Annotated in this window: 21 protein-coding genes and 2 other annotated features; of the genes, 2 read left to right on the plus strand and 19 right to left on the minus strand. The window is 42.5% G+C overall.

The features are described 5' to 3' along the window. The 3 genes from QM374_RS07745 to typA all read right to left on the minus strand — a co-directional run. The coding region (locus QM374_RS07745) for a G5 domain-containing protein (protein ID WP_414311377.1) at positions 1-2,098 on the minus strand (2,098 nt) is incomplete at its 3' end. A gap of 366 nt (positions 2,099-2,464) precedes the next feature. Then, positions 2,465-2,710, minus strand: coding sequence for a DUF3165 family protein (locus QM374_RS07750; RefSeq protein WP_045763157.1), 246 nt, complete (start codon positions 2,708-2,710; stop codon positions 2,465-2,467). A 19-nt stretch (positions 2,711-2,729) separates the two neighbouring features. Continuing rightward, a complete protein-coding gene (gene typA, locus QM374_RS07755; protein ID WP_000164108.1) occupies positions 2,730-4,571 on the minus strand; it encodes a translational GTPase TypA in 1,842 nt (613 codons plus the stop codon). A 161-nt stretch (positions 4,572-4,732) separates the two neighbouring features. Here typA and QM374_RS07760 point away from each other — a divergent pair, with 161 nt between their 5' ends. Then, complete coding sequence (locus tag QM374_RS07760) at positions 4,733-5,458, plus strand: pseudouridine synthase (protein ID WP_414311378.1); 726 nt, start codon at positions 4,733-4,735, stop codon at positions 5,456-5,458. 180 nt (positions 5,459-5,638) lie between these two features. On the opposite strand, the gene QM374_RS07765 is transcribed toward QM374_RS07760, so the two are convergent. From QM374_RS07765 to QM374_RS07790, 6 genes are all read right to left on the minus strand, one after another. Continuing rightward, positions 5,639-6,022, minus strand: coding sequence for a rhodanese-like domain-containing protein (locus tag QM374_RS07765; protein ID WP_414311379.1), 384 nt, complete (start codon positions 6,020-6,022; stop codon positions 5,639-5,641). 5 nt (positions 6,023-6,027) lie between these two features. Then, positions 6,028-6,252, minus strand: a complete 225-nt coding sequence (locus QM374_RS07770; protein WP_000646475.1) for a YqgQ family protein — start codon at positions 6,250-6,252, stop codon at positions 6,028-6,030. A 68-nt stretch (positions 6,253-6,320) separates the two neighbouring features. Then, on the minus strand, positions 6,321-6,782 hold the full coding sequence (locus QM374_RS07775; protein WP_414311380.1) for an ECF transporter S component: 462 nt from the start codon (positions 6,780-6,782) through the stop codon (positions 6,321-6,323). Further along, positions 6,760-7,533 (minus strand): bifunctional hydroxymethylpyrimidine kinase/phosphomethylpyrimidine kinase, encoded by a 774-nt coding sequence (locus tag QM374_RS07780; protein WP_414311381.1) that lies wholly within the window; start codon positions 7,531-7,533, stop codon positions 6,760-6,762. The genes QM374_RS07775 and QM374_RS07780 overlap by 23 nt, the downstream gene beginning before the upstream one ends. Further along, on the minus strand, positions 7,523-8,272 hold the full coding sequence (truA, locus tag QM374_RS07785; protein WP_414311382.1) for a tRNA pseudouridine(38-40) synthase TruA: 750 nt from the start codon (positions 8,270-8,272) through the stop codon (positions 7,523-7,525). The genes QM374_RS07780 and truA overlap by 11 nt, the downstream gene beginning before the upstream one ends. 85 nt (positions 8,273-8,357) lie before the next feature. After that, positions 8,358-8,813, minus strand: coding sequence for a GNAT family N-acetyltransferase (locus QM374_RS07790; RefSeq protein ID WP_414311407.1), 456 nt, complete (start codon positions 8,811-8,813; stop codon positions 8,358-8,360). Between the two features lie 70 nt (positions 8,814-8,883). Between QM374_RS07790 and QM374_RS07795 the strand changes: the two genes are divergently transcribed. After that, positions 8,884-9,546 (plus strand): prepilin peptidase, encoded by a 663-nt coding sequence (locus QM374_RS07795; protein ID WP_414311383.1) that lies wholly within the window; start codon positions 8,884-8,886, stop codon positions 9,544-9,546. On the opposite strand, the gene trpA is transcribed toward QM374_RS07795, so the two are convergent. From trpA to QM374_RS07845, 10 genes are all read right to left on the minus strand, one after another. After that, entirely contained in the window at positions 9,515-10,297 is a 783-nt protein-coding gene (gene trpA, locus QM374_RS07800) for a tryptophan synthase subunit alpha (RefSeq protein WP_414311384.1), read from the minus strand. The genes QM374_RS07795 and trpA overlap by 32 nt on opposite strands. Next, positions 10,290-11,513: a tryptophan synthase subunit beta gene (gene trpB / locus QM374_RS07805; RefSeq protein WP_414311385.1), complete on the minus strand. Its 1,224-nt coding sequence runs from the start codon at positions 11,511-11,513 to the stop codon at positions 10,290-10,292. The genes trpA and trpB (QM374_RS07805) overlap by 8 nt, the downstream gene beginning before the upstream one ends. Next, on the minus strand, positions 11,491-12,090 hold the full coding sequence (locus QM374_RS07810; protein ID WP_414311386.1) for a phosphoribosylanthranilate isomerase: 600 nt from the start codon (positions 12,088-12,090) through the stop codon (positions 11,491-11,493). The genes trpB (QM374_RS07805) and QM374_RS07810 overlap by 23 nt, the downstream gene beginning before the upstream one ends. Continuing rightward, positions 12,077-12,844: an indole-3-glycerol phosphate synthase TrpC gene (gene trpC / locus QM374_RS07815; protein ID WP_414311387.1), complete on the minus strand. Its 768-nt coding sequence runs from the start codon at positions 12,842-12,844 to the stop codon at positions 12,077-12,079. Before trpC ends, QM374_RS07810 begins: the two co-directional genes overlap by 14 nt. After that, positions 12,841-13,845: an anthranilate phosphoribosyltransferase gene (gene trpD, locus QM374_RS07820; RefSeq protein WP_006152760.1), complete on the minus strand. Its 1,005-nt coding sequence runs from the start codon at positions 13,843-13,845 to the stop codon at positions 12,841-12,843. The genes trpC and trpD overlap by 4 nt, the downstream gene beginning before the upstream one ends. A 10-nt stretch (positions 13,846-13,855) precedes the next feature. Beyond that, the gene (locus tag QM374_RS07825) at positions 13,856-14,422 is read right to left on the minus strand and encodes an aminodeoxychorismate/anthranilate synthase component II (protein ID WP_414311388.1); all 567 of its coding nucleotides are present in this window, start codon (positions 14,420-14,422) and stop codon (positions 13,856-13,858) included. After that, on the minus strand, positions 14,419-15,780 hold the full coding sequence (trpE, locus tag QM374_RS07830; RefSeq protein ID WP_414311389.1) for an anthranilate synthase component I: 1,362 nt from the start codon (positions 15,778-15,780) through the stop codon (positions 14,419-14,421). The genes QM374_RS07825 and trpE overlap by 4 nt, the downstream gene beginning before the upstream one ends. A gap of 71 nt (positions 15,781-15,851) precedes the next feature. After that, positions 15,852-16,084 (minus strand) — a binding site (T-box leader). Then, positions 16,075-17,253, minus strand: a complete 1,179-nt coding sequence (trpB, locus tag QM374_RS07835; RefSeq protein ID WP_075230604.1) for a tryptophan synthase subunit beta — start codon at positions 17,251-17,253, stop codon at positions 16,075-16,077. Its footprint overlaps the feature before it by 10 nt. 185 nt (positions 17,254-17,438) lie before the next feature. Then, positions 17,439-17,669 (minus strand) — a binding site (T-box leader). A 60-nt stretch (positions 17,670-17,729) separates the two neighbouring features. Next, positions 17,730-18,956 (minus strand): DegT/DnrJ/EryC1/StrS family aminotransferase, encoded by a 1,227-nt coding sequence (locus QM374_RS07840; RefSeq protein WP_414311390.1) that lies wholly within the window; start codon positions 18,954-18,956, stop codon positions 17,730-17,732. A gap of 38 nt (positions 18,957-18,994) precedes the next feature. Beyond that, positions 18,995-19,687 carry a sugar transferase gene (locus QM374_RS07845; protein ID WP_049509748.1) on the minus strand — a complete coding sequence of 231 codons (693 nt, stop codon included), beginning with the start codon at positions 19,685-19,687 and terminating at the stop codon, positions 18,995-18,997.

Here is a 19,687-nt window from a genome sequence, read left to right on the forward strand (position 1 = left end):
TTTCCTGATGAATTGTGTCATAGGCAACGGCTTCTGTCGTGACCTCTAGCTCTGGTTTCACCTCGACCAAGCTTGGTGCTCCCTCACTTGGGATTGAGGTGGATTCTACCTTAGTGCCTACTGCGATGATTTCGGTAACTGGTTCTAAGGTTACAGTGTTGGATTTGACTTGGCGGACTTCCTTGCCATCTACAGTCGTCACTTCCGTTAAAATAGTGCGCTCGCCTGCTACTCCTGCTTGAATGACACGGGTTTGACCCTTGAGCAAGTACGGATCGTCCTGATGAATAGTATCATAGGCAACGGCTTCTGTCGTGACCTCTAGCTCTGGTTTCACCTCGACCAAACTTGGTGCTCCCTCACTTGGGATTGAGGTGGATTCTACCTTAGTGCCTACTGCGATGATTTCGGTAACTGGCGCCAAGGTTACAGTGTTGGATTTGACTTGGCGGTCTTCCTTGCCATCTACAGTCGTGACTGCCGTTAAGATAGTACGCTCACCTGCAACACCTGCTTGAATGACACGGGTTTGACCCTTAAGCAAGTCTGGATCGTCCTGATAAACAGTGTCATAGACAATGGCTTCTGTCGTTACTTCAAGCTCTGGCTTCACCTCGACCAAGCTTGGAGTACCTTCGCTTGGGGTTGAGGTGGATTCTACCTTAGTGCCTACTGCTATGATTTCGGTAACTGGTTCTAAGGTTACAGTGTTGGATTTGACTTGACGGACCTCCTTACCATCTACAGTCGTCACTTCCGTTAAGATAGTGCGCTCACCTGCTACGCCTGCTCGAATAAGGCGAGTTTCACCCTTAAGCAAGTCTGGATCGTCCTGATGAATAGTATCGTAAGCAACCGCTTCTGTCGTAACTTCAAGCTCTGGTTTCACCTCGACCAAGCTTGGAGAACCTTCACTTGGAATTGAAGTGGATTCTACCTTAGTGCCTACTGCTATGATTTCGGAAATTGGCTCCAAAGTCACAGTATTGGATTTGACTTGGCGGTCTTCCTTGCCATCCACAGTCATCACTTCCGTTAAGATCGTGCGCTCACCTGCTACGCCTGCTCGAATAAGGCGAGTTTCACCCTTAAGCAAGTCCGGATCTTCCTGATGAATAGTATCATAAGCAATGGCTTCTGTCGTAACTTCAAGCTCTGGCTTCACCTCTTCTAAACTTGGAACACCTTCACTTGGAATTGAGGTGTGCTCTACCTTAGTGCCTACCGAGATGATTTCTGAAATTGGTTCTAAGGTTACAGTATTGGATTTGACCTGGCGGTCTGCCTTACCATCTACAGTCGTCACTTCCGTTAAAATCGTGCGCTCGCCTGCAACGCCTGCTCTGATGACACGGGTTTGACCCTTGAGCAAGTCCGGATCGTCCTGATAAATAGTATCATAAGCAATGGCTTCTGTCGTAACTTCAAGCTCTGGCTTCACCTCGACCAAGCTCGGAGCACCTTCGCTTGGGGTTGAGGTGGATTCTACTTTATCTGCTTGTGGAGAATGAGGTTTTGTATTTTCATTTCTAGAAACTTCTCCATTCCCGCTTACAAAATAATAGCCTGTAAATTCATAACCCTCAATCTTTTCAGGTCTAGGCAAAAATTCTCCTGCAACTGTTTTGACAAGAGCTGGACGAAGCTCTACTAAGTTCTCCAAGGCAGAAACTGATAGTGCAGTCCCACCTACAGCCAAAACTGTCACTAGAAAGAGAGAGGCTCCCTTTCTCTTTTTAATGAGAGTGAGTGAAACCAGCAAGATTCCTGTACCCAGCACAGGCAGAATGGCATTTGAAAACAAGCCAGTATCAGGTAACTTAGTAGCAGACTTACGGTAGACGAAGTAATAATCCTTACCTTCCTCCACTTGGATAGCATTCTCTTCAAACCAACGTAGTTCAGCCTTCAAAGATTCAGGAAGATCTTTATCTTCCACATAGTGTGACACTAGCTGAGGAATTCTTTCCTCTGCAAGCACGGAATTTCCACCTGTGCCTACAAAAAACAAACTCGTTCCCAATAAGACGGAACAAGTTCCTACTGCATACTTTCTCAAAGAAAAGCGTTGTTTTGCTTTAAAATGATGTTTCTTCATGACAAACTCCAATTTCGTATCTATTCCTTTTCCCAGTATATCAAAAATAGTAAACGCCTACAAAAGATTTGAATAATAAAATTGCCATATCTAGCTTCTTTATCCAATTTTAAAGAAATCCATCCGTATCCTTTGTAAACATTCACAATAAGAACGTGATTTCCTCCCAGAAGTTCTTCTATTATCTGCTACTTAATAAAAATCTAGTGAATGAAAGTAGGAGGCCGATGAAGCTTAAAGAGCCTAAATTTCTAGATTATACAAAGCAAAAACCACAAGTAAACTCAGTTTTACTGACTTCACTTGTGGTAGTTATGTTTTATCAAAATATTTACCGAATCCTAATAGAACTCCAAAGCCACATACCTATCTCTTTTTCACCGACATTAAAGATATATCTCGCAAACTAAAATACGTAAGGACCAGCATGGCTACTGTGATAAAGAATTCTGTTGGTAGCTGAAAGATTTGCAGGATGGACAACATGAGCAAAATCACGAGGGAAACGAGACCAAAAACAAGAATTACAATATTAACCGTTCCCTTGATACTTTGAGGTGTCGCAAATATATAGAGTAAGAGTAATAAAATCCCTATGATTAAATAGACCATTTTCTGCTCTTTCTAGCTCTTATTCAGCTGATTTTTTCTTCTTGTTAGCTTTCTCACGCTCTGCCTTGTTAAGAATTTGTTTACGCAAACGGATAGACTCAGGCGTTACTTCCATGTACTCGTCGTCGTTCAAAAACTCAAGTGACTCTTCAAGTGTCAAGATACGAGGAGTCTTGATTACAGCTGTTTGGTCCTTAGTAGCTGAACGAACGTTAGTCATTTGTTTCGCCTTAGTGATGTTAACTGTCAAGTCATTTTCACGAGAGTTTTCACCGATAATCATTCCTTCGTAAACCTCAGTACCTGGGTTGACAAAGATAGTTCCACGTTCTTCGATAGACATGATTGAGTAAGTTGTAGCCTTACCAGCATCGATAGAAACAAGGGCACCACGGTGACGACCACCAATTTCCCCTGGAATCAATGGCAAGTATTGGTCGAAGGTATGGTTCATGATACCGTAACCACGAGTCATTGACAAGAACTCAGTTGAGTATCCAATCAAACCACGCGCTGGCACAAGGAAGACCAAACGAGTTTGACCATTACCAGTTGAAATCATATCCAACATTTCACCTTTACGTTCAGAAAGGCTTTGGATAACAGATCCTTGGTATTCTTCTGGAGTGTCGATTTGAACACGTTCAAATGGCTCACATTTAACACCATCGATTTCTTTGACGATAACTTCTGGACGAGATACTTGAAGTTCATATCCCTCACGACGCATTGTTTCGATAAGGATTGACAAGTGCAATTCTCCACGTCCTGAAACAGTCCATTTATCTGGTGAGTCAGTTGGGTCAACGCGAAGAGAAACGTCTGTTTGCAACTCAGCTTGAAGGCGCTCTTCTACCTTACGAGAAGTTACCCATTTACCTTCTTTACCAGCAAATGGTGAGTTGTTGACCAAGAAAGTCATTTGAAGAGTTGGCTCATCAATGTGTAGGATTGGAAGAGCTTCAATTGCATCTGTCGGAGTAATGGTTTCACCGACAAAGATATCTTCCATACCTGAAACGGCAATCAAGTCACCAGCTTTTGCTTCTTGGATTTCACGACGCTCCAAACCAAAGAAACCGAAAAGCTTTGTAACACGGAAGTTTTTAGTTGTACCATCAAGTTTAGAAAGGGTAACTTGGTCCCCAACCTTAACAGTACCACGGAAGACACGACCGATACCAATACGTCCAACGAAGTCATTGTAGTCCAAAAGTGACACTTGGAACTGCAAAGGCTCATCTGAGTTATCTACTGGAGCTGGGATATGGTCGATAATTGTGTCAAAGATTGGAGCCATAGTAGCTTCTTGGTCAGCTGGATCATCTGACAATGAAGATGTTCCGTTGATAGCTGACGCATAAACAACTGGGAAGTCAAGCTGGTCATCATCAGCACCAAGCTCGATGAAAAGTTCCAAGACTTCATCCACTACTTCTGCTGGACGAGCTGATGGCTTGTCAATTTTGTTAACCACAACGATAGGCACAAGGTCTTGTTCCAAGGCTTTTTTCAATACGAAACGAGTCTGTGGCATAGTTCCTTCGTAGGCATCTACGACCAAAACAACACCGTCAACCATTTTCATGATACGCTCAACTTCTCCACCGAAGTCCGCGTGTCCTGGTGTGTCCATGATGTTGATACGAGTTCCGTTGTAGGCAACTGCTGTATTTTTCGCAAGGATAGTGATTCCACGCTCTTTTTCGATATCGTTTGAGTCCATTGCACGCTCAGCTAATTCTGTACGCGCGTCAAGAGTTTCAGATTGTTTCAACAATTCGTCAACGAGGGTAGTTTTACCGTGGTCGACGTGGGCGATAATCGCGATATTACGGATATCTTCTCTTAATTTTGTCATGATTTCCTCTATTGTATTCAAAAATTTATTTTCTAACTGAACGATTATACCACAATTTTAAGCAAATGACTTAATTCAAGCAAGTGTAAATGTTTTCAAAAGAAAATTCATTCCTTCTCTTTTCTTTTCAAAAATCCTGACTTGTGATAAGATAGGCTGGTATGCGTTTAGATAAATTATTAGCCCAGGAAAAAATCAGTCGAAAAGCCATGAAACAAGCTCTTCTGAAAAAAGAAATCTTTGTAGATGGACTCCCTGCAAGTTCCCTTGCACAGAATGTTGATACAGGGTTGCAAGAGCTGATTTTCAAAGATAGAAAAATCCAAGGATATGAACACACCTACCTCATGCTCCATAAGCCAAATGGAGTCGTGACTGCAAGCAAGGATAAGAAACTCCCAACGGTCATGGACCTCCTTCCTCAGCATCTCCAGTCAGAGCAACTCTACGCCATCGGTCGTCTGGATCGAGATACGACGGGGCTCCTTCTCTTAACGAATAATGGACCTCTAGGTTTTCAACTCCTCCATCCTCAATACCATGTCGATAAAACTTACCAAGTAGAGGTCAATGGGCCACTAACTCCCGACCATATTCAAGAGTTTAAAGATGGGATTGTCTTTCTCGATGGAACTATCTGTAAACCTGCTCAACTTGAGATTTTATCCTCAAGTCCTAGTCTCAGCCAAGCCACCATTACCATCTCTGAGGGGAAATTTCATCAGGTCAAAAAAATGTTCCTCTCAGTCGGTGTCAAGGTTACTGCTCTAAAACGCATCCATTTTGGCCCTTGGAGTCTTGATGACAATCTCCAAGAAAGCGACTATCGACATCTAAATTCACAAGAATTGGCAATCATTCGTGACTTTCTTAGAAAAAGTGGTTAAAAAATGAGGTTGGGACAAAAGATCCCGACCTCACTTTTTATTAGCAATCAAACTTTGACGCGGTTGCTGATTGAACTTTTTGTTCGTCTTTTAGACTCCAAAAAGCTCCTAATCATCCTCGCGGGGCTGGGACTACGAAATCGAGACTTTGTCTATCGATTTCTGTCACACCGCCATTTCTTATTTTTCAACTTTTACTTTCCCTGTCCAAGAATCCAATCCGTAAGAGAGGATATAGATTTCTGAGAAACCTTGTTTTTTCAAGAAAAGTGCTGCGTTTGTGACACGTTGCGCACGTTGGTTTTCATAGAGAAGGACAGGTTTATCCTTGCGAAGAGCTGCAAGACTTGTCTTCAATTGATTTGAAGGAATATTACGAGCTCCGAGGATATGTTTTCTGTGGAAGTCAGCTGGATCACGCAAATCAATCAACTGACCTGTACGAATCAAAGACTCAAACTCTGCATTGTCTACAATTTTCGCTGCACGACGAATGCGAAGATAGTTATATCCCATCCAAGCCAACATCGCTATAATAAGTCCCCATAATACCCAAGTTACCATATTACCTAATCTCCATTTTTTTCTAAATAGTCTAATTCTAGTTTGTGCTCTCTGCGAAGAACAGCCTCCGCTTCAAGATAATCCAGCTTGTCCATCAAGCCTGCATCATAGATTCGAGATAGCTCAATCTTCATCAGTTCAATGTCATAGAGACGTTTTCCCATATAGACAATGATACCAAACTGTTTGAGAAATTGTTGCACATCGTAGAGTGTTTTCATAGCTTTCATTTTAGCAAATAATCAGAGTTTTTTCAATAGTTCCCTAATAGTTCGGGGTAGGTTTCCTTTTTTCACTATTATCTGAATTTCTTTACACTATGACAAAGAAGAAAACCTAGAGTCATTCCTACGATATTTTGCAGGAGATTTGGGATGATTTCTGGAATAGCTGCTCCCCAACCATTCATCCAAGCTGATGCCAAGGCATAGCCAGCTACCATGAGAATAGTCGCCAAGACTAAGCCTAGCCATTGCCATTTTCCTTTAAAACCTGCAAAATAGCCTTGTAAACCATGGTTAATTAAGCTAAAAATCATCCACTGAGGGTAGCCTGAAATGAGGTCAATAAGAAATCCTGCTAAACCTCCAACAACGGCCCCTTCACGACTGCCAAAGTAAAAGGCCGTGAAGAAGACTCCAACGTCCAAAAGTGTTAGAAATCCAGTTGGTGTCGGGATTTTTATAAAATACCCCAATACGATAGAACTAGCTGCCAAGATAGATACTAGGGCGATTTTAGTTGTTTTGGTTTGCTTCATACTGTCTCACTCCATATTGATCTGCTTGTGCAATGGCACGGTAAACAAAGGCTTTGGAAGTTTCAATTGCTGGTAATAGTTCCTCTCCCTTGACTAACTGACTAGCAATACTTGATGCAAAGGTACATCCTGCACCAGCATTTTGTCCTTGGATGACTGGATTTTCAAGAATAGTGAAATTCTCCCCATCATAAAAGACATCCACAGCCTTATCCTGACTGAGGCGATTTCCACCCTTGATAATCACTGCTGGTGCACCCAAATCATGTAATTTCTGCGCTGCAGCCTTCATATCTTCCAGACTTTCAATCTTTTGGTCTGCAAGCAACTCTGCCTCAGGAAGATTCGGAGTAATCACTGATACATAAGGGAAAAAGTGAATCAACTCTTGACAGAGCTCACTAACTGCAACGTCGTGCCTTTCCTTACAAACCAATACAGGGTCCAAGACTACTGGAACTCCTGATCTTTCCTTAATGAAATTCAATGCTTTTTCAGCAACACCGACTGTCGGCAAGAGACCAATCTTAATCCCTCCAAAGTCTACACTCTTGAGGCTATCCAACTGTTGTTGGAAAATAGTTTCATCAGTTGGAAAGACTTCAAAGCCATTTTCTGTCAAAGCAGTCAAGCAGGTCATGGCTACAAAACCATGCAAGCCATTCAAGGTGTAGGTTGCAAGGTCAGCAGCCAATCCACCACCACTAAAAATATCATTTCCTGAAAGTGCTAAAATACGATTATTCTTCATAACGAATCTCCTTTAAATACAAACCATTGGGTGCTGCAGTTGGGCCAGCCAACTGTCTATCTTTTTTCTCCAAGATGAGGTCAATCTGTTCAATCGGCATCCGATTGTTACCAATTTTCAGCAGGGTTCCAACCATATTTCGAATCTGCTTATAGAGGAAGCCATTGCCAGAGAATGTAAAGGTCAAAAACTGCCCTGTTTCATCAACCCTAAGACTAGCTTCCGTAATCGTTCTTACCTTGTCTTCAACACTAGTCCCTGATGCCGTAAAACCAGTAAAATCATGTGTTCCCTCCAGTTTTTTTACAGCAAGTTGCATCCGCTCCACATCGAGTGAATAGGGATAATGAGTCGCATAATGGCGACGCATGGGATTTTTAGGACGTCCTCTATCCACGATAAACTCGTAGGTCTTGCTATGCTTGGCATAACGGCAATGAAAATCATCGGCCACAATCTCAATCGAAATCACATCGATATCTTCAGGACTTTGGGTATCAAGAGCAAAGCGAAGTTTTTCCTCATCCATCTGATAGGGAAGATCAAAGTGGATGACCTGTCCTAAAGCATGAACACCACTGTCCGTTCGCCCAGCGCCATGAATGGTAATAGCTTGTCCTTTATTTAATTTGGTTAAAGTTTTTTCAATTTCCTCTTGGACACTACGCGCGTGAGGTTGCCTCTGGAAACCAGCAAAGGCGTGGCCATCATAGGAAATTACAGCTTTATATCTAGTCATGTATCTATTTTATCAAGAAAATTTCTCTGCAACAAGTTTGAGAATTAAAAATTGTAAGGGGACAGTTCCTAGTGTAATTTAGTTCTTATCTAGATTTTTTCATTCTGTATTTTCGTTCAGGAACTTCAATGGTTTGAATAATTTCAAATCCCTCTTTGTGGTAGAGGTCTCTAGCTATTTGATTTGACTCAAAAACCGTTAGGGAAATACTCTCAATTTCTTCATTTCCAAATATTTCTTGAACGAAGCCTTGGAAAGCTTTTCGACCTATTCCTTTTCCCTGCTTCTGTGGAGCTATGAGAAATCTTCCAATATGAAGATTTTTATCTTCTAGTTTGATTTTCTGGATGATGCCTACAAACTCTTCTCCAACAAAAATGGAAAAAATCCCTTCCATCTTTTGCAAGGATTGGGCAATCAAGGGATAAGAAATCTTTGGTCCCATCCATTGCTTCTGAAAACTTTCTCCCAAAGCATTAGACCACTGACAAATGAGTTGGGCATTTTCTATCTGAAGTCCTTTTTCAAAGTGAATTTTCATATTTGCTCCCATAACTTCTCCTATATCCAACTATTATACTCTTTCTCTTATTTTTTCCGAATAAATAAGTATGATTCATCTTTATTTTTTTCTTGTTGGAACGATTCTTGCTTCCTTTCTAGGCTTAGTCATCGATCGCTTCCCTGAACAATCCATTGTTTTTCCTGCAAGTCACTGTGATTCTTGTCAGACTCGCTTGAGACCACTAGATTTGATTCCGATTGTGTCCCAGATATTCAATCGCTTTCGCTGTCGCTACTGCAAGGTTCACTATCCTTTCTGGTATGCTTTCTTTGAGTTGTGCTTTGGACTGCTCTTTCTAGCTTTTTCTTGGGAAATTCTAACCTTAGGTCAAGTCATCCTGGTAACTGCCGGCTTAACTTTGGGAATTTATGACCTTCGTCATCAAGAATATCCCTTGATCGTCTGGCTAATTTTTCACTTAATCCTCATGATTTGCTCTAGTTGGAATCTAATCATGGCTTTCTTCTTGATTTTTGGAATCATTGCTCATTTCATCGATATCCGCATAGGAGCAGGTGATTTTCTCTTTCTTGCTTCTTGCACCCTTATTTTTAACCTAACTGAAATGTTGATTTTAATCCAATTTGCCTCCACAACCGGCATTCTAGCCTTTCTCCTGCTAAAGAAAAAGGAAAGACTTCCCTTCGTGCCTTTCCTCTTGCTGGCTGCTTGTATGATTATTTTTGGTAAGCTACTGCTTCTCGGATAAAGTCAGCGATTTCTGCTACTTGTCCTTCATACAGAGCCTTAACAATCTTGGAACCGACGATGACTCCATCTGATACAGCATTGAAGCGTTCCACATCAGCCTGTGTGGATACACCAAATCCTGTCAAGACTGGAATATCAGCTACTTGATGGAGTTGAAACAAGTGCTTGTCCAAATCATCTCGGTAATTTCCTGACTTCCCTGTGACCCCATTGATAGCAACGGCATAGACGAAACCTTCTGCCCCTTCAATCAACTCCTTCTGGCGCTCAATTCCTGTCGTCAAACTAACTAGAGGAATCAAGGCGATATCTGTATCTGCCAAAAATGGCTCTACGAAATTAGCATGTTCATGAGGCAGGTCTGGGATAATCAATCCCTTAACCGCTGTATCTGCCAAATCTTTGACAAAGTTCTCCACACCATACTGAAAGAGGGGGTTGAAGTAGGTCATGATAACAAGTGACACCTCTGTTTGAATGGTTTTCAAAGTTTCAACCAAAGCTTGTGTCGAAGTCCCATGAGCTAGACTGCGCAAGCCAGCTTCTTCGATAACAGGTCCATCTGCAACTGGGTCTGAAAAGGGAATGCCCACTTCAATGGCTGAGACACCCAAATCTTCTAAAAAGTGGATTGTTTCTCCTAGTCCATCCAAACCTTTCTCGTGGTCTCCAGCCATGATGTAAGGAACAAAAATTCCTTTTCCAGCTGCTTTTATAGCATTCAATTTTTCTGTTAATGTCTTAGGCATGAGCTTCTCCCTTCTTTGCTGCATCTGCTTCCAAGCGGTCTTTGACTTGAACCACATCCTTGTCCCCACGACCTGATAGACAGACAATCATGGATTTGTCTGAGCCAAGTTCTTTGGCCAATTTCACCGCAAAGGCGATAGCATGGCTTGATTCCAAGGCCGGGATAATCCCTTCCACACGAGACAAGAGTTGGAAACCTTCCAAGGCTTCTTCGTCAGTCACAGGAACATAGCTGGCACGCTTGATGTCGTGGTAGTGAGAATGTTCTGGACCGATACCAGGATAGTCCAAACCTGCTGAGATAGAGAAGGCTTCAAGAATTTGACCATGGGCATCTTGGAGCACATCCATGAGAGATCCGTGGAGAACACCTGGACGACCCTTGGTCAAGGTTGCTGTATGATGCTCTGTATCCACACCTAGTCCTGCTGCTTCAGCTCCATACATAGCCACTGACTTATCTTCCACAAATGGATGGAAAAGTCCGATGGCATTAGATCCACCACCAACACAGGCTACTAGGGCATCTGGTAAATTTTCACCTGTCAATTCACGGTACTGTTGTTTGGCTTCTCGTCCGATAACACTTTGGAAATCACGAACAATTTCTGGGAAAGGATGGGGCCCCAAGGCTGAACCTAGGATATAGTGGGTATCATCGATATTTGCCACCCATGAACGAAGGGCTGCATTGACCGCATCCTTGAGCACGCGAGAACCATCTGTCACAGCCTCTACCTTGGCACCCAAAAGTTCCATACGAAAGACATTGAGGGCTTGGCGCTTGACATCTTCCTCACCCATGTAAATGGTACATTCCATGTTAAAGAGAGCCGCAGCTGTTGCAGTTGCCACACCATGTTGACCGGCACCTGTTTCAGCAATTATTTTCTTCTTGCCCATGCGTTTAGCCAGTAAAACTTGTCCTAAGGCATTGTTAATCTTGTGGGCACCTGTATGGTTGAGGTCTTCACGTTTAAGATAAATCTTGGCTCCGCCGATATGCTGGGTCAAGTTTTTTGCGTAGTAAAGAGGAGTTTCGCGACCTACATACTGGCGCAAAAGTTGGTTTAACTCCTCTTGGAAACTTGGATCTGCCTGACTTTCACGATAGGACTTCTCCAACTCTAAAACTGCTGTCATCAATGTTTCTGGGACAAAACGTCCACCGAATTTCCCATAAAATCCATCTTTATTTGGTTCTTGATATGCCATGCTTTACCCTCTCTATAAATCTTCTAATCTTTTCATGATCTTTTTGTCCGTCTGTCTCTACCCCACTTGATACATCTACTGCAAAGGGGGTAAAGTGTTGAATAGCTTCTTCTACATTGTCCTCATTTAGCCCGCCTGCAATGAAGAAAGGCTGAGATAATTCTGTCGTATCCAGTTGCCCCCAATCAAAGGTCTGACCACTTCCTGCCACAGGTGCATCAAAGAGGAGATAGTCTGCCTGAGAATTGGGTACATGCCCATCCCCATCTACTTGAACAGCCTGAATGCTGGCACAAGGCAAATCCTCAAACAAATCATCCGCCACCTGACCATGAACCTGCACCAAGTCCAAGCCAACCTTTTCAATCGCTTCTAGTAATTCTTCCCGACTTGGTGAAACAAATACGCCAACTTTTTTTACATATGTAGGAATAATCTCAGCCAGTTCTGTTGCTTGTTCCAAGGTCACCTGTCTTTTACTGGGTGCGAAGACAAAACCAATATAGTCAGCCCCTGCTGACACAGCTGTTTCTACCGCCCCTTTGGTCGATAGTCCACAAATCTTAACCTTTGTCAATCTGCAACTCCTTGATTCTCTGGGCGACATCTTCTGCTTGCATCAGAGCTGTTCCCACCAAAATTCCGTTAAAGTAGGGTGCAACACGTTTCGCATCCTCTCCTGTAAAAATGGCAGATTCAGAAATATACAAGCAATCGTCCTTGAAGTGTTTGGCCAAGTCTACACTAGTCTGCAAGTCAACTTCAAAGGTAGTCAAATTACGATTATTCACACCGATAATTTGAGCTCCAAGGCGGTGAGCCACTTCTAGTTCTTCTAGATTATGAGTTTCCACTAACACTTCTAGTCCAAGCTCTGTCGCATAGTCATACAGTTCCTTGAGGCGTTCCTCTGATAAAGCCGCTACGATGAGCAAGATAACTGTCGCACCTGCATTGCGAGCACGGATGATTTGCTTTTCATCGATAATAAAATCCTTGTTTAAAGTCGGAATCTGTACCTGACTGGAAATCTCACGAAGGTAATCCAAATGACCTTTGAAGAAAACCTCATCTGTCAGAACAGAAATCATAACAGCGCCGTTAGCCTCGTAAGTCTGGGCCTGTTGAAGGATATCCACATCCAGATTGATATCACCCATACTTGGACTCGCCTTCTTGACCTCTGCAATGATTTGCAGACGTTCTTGATGCTTTTTCAAATATTCAGCCAAACGATAGCTTGCTCGCAGGGGCTGAAGTTCCTCTCGTTCCATCGTTTCAACTTCACGCGCCTTCTGCTCTAAGATACGTGACAAAAATTCCTGACTCATCTTTGATACTCCTGTAATAGTCTGAGTTTTTCAAGGGCCTTACCACTGGCAATCACTTGACGTGCCATTTCAACTCCGTCCTTGATACTGTCTGCTTTACCATTGGCATAAAAACCAAGGCCAGCATTTAAAACGGTTGTTTCCAAGAATGGACTTGGTTCGTTATTAAGAACGCTGACAAGGATGGCTGCATTCTCATGCGCATTTCCCCCACGAATGTCCTCAATGGCAATGCGTTCCATTCCCAAATCTTCTGGAGTAAAGGTTGACAAAGTGATTTCACCATTTTCAAGAAGGGCAATGCTGGTAGTACCATTCAAACCAGCTTCATCTAATCCTTCTGGACCAGCTACTACGATAGCACGTTTGCGACCCATGTTTTTCAAAACCTGAGCAGTACTTTCCAGAAGTTCAGGACGACTGATTCCTAGAAGCTGTGTTTCCAAGACCATTGGGTGAATCAGTGGGCCTGTCAAATTCATGATGGTTGGAATTCCCAACTCCAAGCGTGCTGGCATGATATATTTCATAGCTGGGTGCATGTTTTTGGCGAAGAGAAAGACAATTCCTGTTTGATCAAATACCTTACCCAATTGTGCTGGCTTGAGGTCAATATTGATTCCCAAAGCTTGCAAGACATCTGCTGAACCAGATTTAGAAGAAATAGAACGATTTCCATGTTTAGCCATGTGGATGCCACCACCTGCTAAGACAAAGGCTGCAGTTGTAGAAATGTTAAAGCTAAATGACTTATCTCCACCCGTACCACAGTTATCCATAGCATCTTGAATGTTGGTTGGAATGTGTTGAGCATGTCCTCTCATAACTTGAGCGAGGGCTGTTCTTTCTTCAGGTGTTTCTCCCTTCATCTTGAGAGCTAACAGTAGAGAAGCGATTTGTGCTTCTGTCACTCGCCCTGTTACGATGCGTTCGATCACATCTGTCATCTCAACACTTGATAAATCTTCAAAGTTCGCTAATTTTTCAATAATTTCTTTCATTTTGTGTTCCTCACTTTACAACTTTCTCGATAAAATTCTGAATAGAAGATAGGCCATCTGGCGTTCCAATACTTTCTGGATGATACTGCAAGCCATAAATCGGCAAGGTTTTGTGTTGAATACCCATAATAGCTTGGTCATCTGTCGAACGAGCTGTCACTTCAAACTCTTCCGGCATCTCTTCAATTAAAATACTGTGGTAACGCATGACTGGGCGATTGTCCTCAATCTCTTGATAGAGAACGGAAGGAGTCTCAAATCGAATCTGACTCTGCTTGCCATGCATGACTTTTGGAGCCAAGCCCAACTTGCCACCAAAGACTTCTGCGATGGCCTGGTGCCCCAAACAAATCCCTAGAATCGGTTTCTTACCTGCAAAATCACGAATCATTTCTTCCATTTTCCCAGCATCAGCTGGCCAACCTGGACCAGGAGAAAAGACCAGTCCATCTGCCTTTGTAGCTACTTCATAAAGGTTTGGATCATCATTTCTCAAAACCTGAACTTCTGCGAAATTCCCGATGTATTGGGCTAGGTTATAAGTAAATGAATCATAATTATCAATCAATAAAATCATGGTCTTAGTTCTCCCATTCTAGTCATAGATTTAGCTTTATTAATGGTTTCTTGGTATTCATTCTGAGCGATGGAATCATAAACAATTCCTGCACCAGCCTGTACGTAGGCTGTTTTATTTTTAAGAATCATGGTTCGAATTGCAATGGCAAAGTCCATATCTCCAGTTGCTGATAGGTAACCGATAGCCCCTGCATAGACGCATCGTTTCTCTGTTTCTAATTCATATATGCGTTTCATGGCCCGAATCTTTGGTGCTCCAGAAACTGTTCCAGCCGGAAGAGTCGCTTTCAAGGCATCCATGGCAGTTAGTTCTGGTAACAAACGTCCTTTAACCACGCTAGTCAAATGCATGACATAGCGGAAAAGTTCCACTTCCATATACTTGGTGACTTGGACACTGGCTGTTTCAGAGATGCGGCCGATATCATTGCGCCCCAAGTCTACCAACATCCGATGTTCTGCTGTTTCCTTCTCATCAGAAAGTAAATCTGTCGCCAAAGCCTTATCCTCTTCTTCCGTTGCTCCTCTTGGTCGCGTTCCCGCAATCGGATTGGTTGTCACGATGCCATTTTTGACAGAAACCAAACTTTCTGGACTAGCACCGATAATTTGATAATCCCCAAAATCATAAAAGTAGAGGTAATTTGATGGATTTGTCACTCGGAGATTTCTGTAGAAGTCAAAAGGATTTCCAGTTACTTCTGCTGAGAAACGTTGACTGAGCACGCATTGGAACATATCTCCATTGCGAATCAAGTCGCGAGCTGTTTCTACCATCTCTTCAAATTTCTGAGGTGCAATATGTGGTCTAAACTGAAGTGGTGAAACGTCCAAATCTTCAAATTCATTTGGAGCAGGGATTTTTAACTCCTCTAAAACCTGATTTAAAGCAATTTCTAGTTCATCATTGCTACGATTACTGTAAAGAGCATCCTCGATGATATGAATTTTTTCTTTCTTGTGGTCAAATACCATATAACTCTCGTAAACAAAGAAATGCATATCTGGCGTCCCAATCGTATCCTCAGGAAGCTGGCCAATCTCTTCGTAAAGAGAAATCATATCATAGCCAACAAAGCCAATCGCTCCACCACCAAAAGGTAGGTCTGAATGGTGATGGCTTTTATGAGTCACTTCGTAAAGAAAATCCAAGGGGTCACGATCAAGCACCTGACCATTTTGATAAAGAACTCCATTCTCAAACTTAATCTCAAAAACTGGATTATAGACCAAGATAGAAAATCGAGCATTTTCCTTTTCTCTTGGGATACTTTCAAGTATGACCTTGTGTTGTCCGTTCAAGCGCATATAAGCCAAGATTGGTGATAAAACATCTCCATGAATGATTCGTTCCATTGTAATTTCCCTTTCAGTTCTACTTCTAGTCCGTGGCGACTGTATGAAAAATCCCCACGCAAAATAACTTGCGTGAGGACGAAATTCGCGGTGCCACCTCAATTATAGGATTTCTCCTATCTCTCAATCCTGTCTCAGAACCTTCTTGTAACAGGCTGTGCGATAAAGGGCACTCCCTTGAGAATCATGTTTTCTTCTCTCATTTTCAGATGGACCCAATTTTACAGCTTTCTCTGCTTGTTTTCAGCAACCACAAGCTCTCTGAGAGAGAAATCTCTGTATCTTTTCCATCTTTTATTTTTTAGCTTCAAGGTAGTCTGCAATAGCAGCTACGTCCTTGTCTCCACGACCAGAAACATTGATGATGATAATCTCATCTTTACTTAGTTTTGGTGCTCGTTTGACTGCTTCTGCGATAGCATGGGAGCTTTCAATAGCAGGGATAATTCCTTCAGTCTTGCTAAGTAAAAGCAAGGCTTGGACAGCTTCTTCATCAGTCGCTGCGACATACTCTACACGACCAGAGTCTTTAAAGAAGGCGTGTTCTGGTCCAACCCCTGGATAGTCTAAACCAGCAGAGATCGAGTAAACAGGTGCAACATTTCCATCTTCACCAAAGACTGCATAGGTTTTCATTCCATCGACAATTCCGACACTACCCTTGGTCATTGTTGCCGCGTGTTTGTCGGTATCTAAACCGTGACCAGCAGCTTCTACCCCAACCAATTTAACTTCTTCATCAGCTACATACTGTGAAAAGGCACCGATGGCATTAGAACCACCACCCACACAGGCAATGACGTAGTCTGGCAGACGTCCTTCTTTTTCCAAGATTTGACGGCGAGACTCTTCACTAATAACCTTTTGGAACTCATGAACAATCGTTGGGTAAGGGTGAGGTCCCACAGCAGAACCTAAAACGTAGAAGGCTTCAAGGTCATTCATCCATGCTCCAAAGGCTGCATCTACCGCATCTTTGAGGGTACGAGTCCCTGTTTCAACTGCGTGAACAGTTGCTCCCATCATCTCCATACGGAAGACATTGAGACGTTGACGCTCCACATCTTCTGCCCCCATATAGACATCACAGGCCATACCAAACTTAGCTGCAGCTGCAGCTGTCGCAACACCGTGCTGGCCAGCACCTGTTTCGGCAATGACACGTTTTTTACCCATACGTTTAGCAAGAAGGATTTGTCCAAGGACATTGTTAAGTTTGTGTGACCCAAGGTGGTTAAGGTCTTCACGCTTGAGATAAATCTTAGCTCCACCTAGGTGCTCTGTCAAGCTTTCTGCAAAATAGAGCGGTGTTTCGCGACCTGAATAATCTTTCAAGTAATGGCGAAACTCAGCTAAAAACTCTGGATCGTCCTTGTATTTTTCAAAAGTCACTTCCAATTCATCTAGCAAAACCTGAATTGGTTCTGGTACAAAACTACCACCAAATTGTCCAAAATATCCTTTAGTTGTCATAAAATTTTCCTCCTTCTGTATGAATCCGACTTTTTATTTGCTTTTGGTAGTGAAATGGTCTGGGGGACCATTTCAGCCTTTACTAAAAGAACAAGTGAAACTTGAATATTACTCTCAGTTAACGCCCTAATAAAAGATAAATAAAATGACGGATAGAAAAAGCCCACACACGGAATATCTTTCCATGTGAGGGCGTTTGTAACGCGGTACCACCTCAATTGTAAAGAGAATATCCCCTTTACATCTCTGTCTTGTCTAACAACAAGTTGCACTGTAAGGTGTGCCTACCGAATTTTCATTGTTTCAAATTCACTTTTAAAATCAGCCCAATTTCACTAGTTCCAACCACCTGTTCGCAGTAACCACAGGCTCCCTGAAGATTAAAAATAATTACTTTTCTGATTTGTTGAGTTAATTATATGTTATTGTTTTTTCTTTGTCAACCGTTTTCACTAATTTTTTACTAATTTTTTTAATTATTTTTGTGAAGCGCCTAGAACTTCTTCAGAAACTCGGATAAAAGTCTCAATGATATAATCCACTTCTTCATCCGTTAATTTGGTGTGAAGTGGTAGTGTAATCTCATTTACAAAGTAGGCATAAGCCTTAGGATAGTTTGCTATATCAAAGCCAAGATTCTTGTAGGCTGTCAAAAGCGGAAGCGGTTTGTAGTGAACGTTACTTGCGATTCCAGCTTTGGCCAATTCTTGGATAATTTGATTGCGTTGCTCGAGACTAGCACCTTCTACATGGGTAACGTAAAGGTGACGACAAGATTCAACAGTATCTGTCTCATGCGCCAATGGGTGAATACGAGTTCCTGCAAATCCACGGTCATAGCGAGTCACGATTTCTTTACGACGTTGAAGCAAGCCAGGATAACGATCCAATTGTACCAAACCAATTGAAGCCATGATATCCGTCATGTTGCACTTGTAGGCAGGAGTTACGATATCGTATTCCCATGAACCCAGTTGCATCTTAGCTAGCGCATCCTTCGTTTGACCATGCAGAGATAGGATTTGGAATTCCTTGTACATTTCTTCATCGTCAATCGCTGGATTAGCTTTCCAAGTAGCACTTCCTCCTTCAGCAGTTGTGAAGTTCTTAACCGCGTGGAAAGAGAATGATGTGAAGTCAGCGATTGAACCAGCTGCTTGTCCTTTATATGTTGATCCCAAAGCATGGGCGCTATCTGATACAACAACGATACGGTTAAAGACTTTTTGCCACTTGCTAGTAGCTGTAAATAGGTCACGTTTCTTCTCAACAACTTGGAACAAACGGTCATAGTCACAGATAATCCCTGCAAGTTCTACTGGGATAATAACCTTAGTCTTCTCAGTAATCGCTTGCTCAAGCTTGTCATAATCCATTTCAAAGGTATCACCTTGGATATCAACCATAACTGGTGTAGCACCTACGTGAGTGATAACGCTACATGATGCTGTATAAGTCATAGCTGGAACGATAACTTCATCACCAGGGCCCACTTCAAGCACGCGCAAGATCAATTCAAGAGCTGCTGTTGCAGAGTTGAGGCAGACTGTCTTAGGTGTCTGAGTATAGGCAGATAGACGACGCTCCAATTCTTTTGTCTTTGGACCTGTTGTGATCCAACCAGAACGGAGGGTATCTGCTACTTCAGCAATTTCTGCTTCGGTAATATCGGGTGGTGAAAATGGAATATTGTAATTTGGCATTGATTTACTCCTTTTACTGTATTCACTCTTGTGATTACTTATTTTAAAACTTCAAATACAGTCTGGAACATGATTTTGATATCCCCGAAGAAATTAAAATCACGTAGGTAGGCTAGATTATAGTGCATCTTTTCTGGAAGGACTCTTTCGACATAAGCTTGGTCGACCGACATACCTTTTGCAGTCATTTGACTGATAATGGCATCCTCGTCCTTATAGTTAATGCTGGCAAGCGATGTAATCCCTGCTGGCAAGAGCAAGGTAGCCATCATTTCTGGGCTATACTGCTCTGTGTAGCGTGGTACTTCTGGACGAGTTCCCACAAAGGACATCTCTCCTTTGAGAACATTGACCAATTGTGGAAGTTCATCCAAACGAACACGGCGAATGAAATTTCCAACCTTGGTGATGCGGCTGTCATTGGCAGAAGTTACTAGACTTCCTTTCTTGTCCGCATCGGTCACCATGGTCCGGAATTTCCAAATCTTGAAATGTCGGTTGTACTGGGTTACCCGGACTTGCTTGTAAATGACTGGGCCCTTGCTATCTAGCTTGATCCAAATGCTTAGAATCAGAAATACGGGTGAAGTCAAGATTAACAAGACCAAGGCTAGAACCAAATCTAGACAACGCTTGAGAATCAGAGACCCTTTTCTTTTAGAAACAAGCTGGTAGTATGGTTTTACCTCACTCAATTGCATTTCTTGAGGTAGTTCATCCCATTTCAGCAT

Origin of the sequence: Streptococcus infantis (assembly GCF_047465525.1) — a bacterium.
GTDB lineage: Bacteria > Bacillota > Bacilli > Lactobacillales > Streptococcaceae > Streptococcus > Streptococcus infantis_R.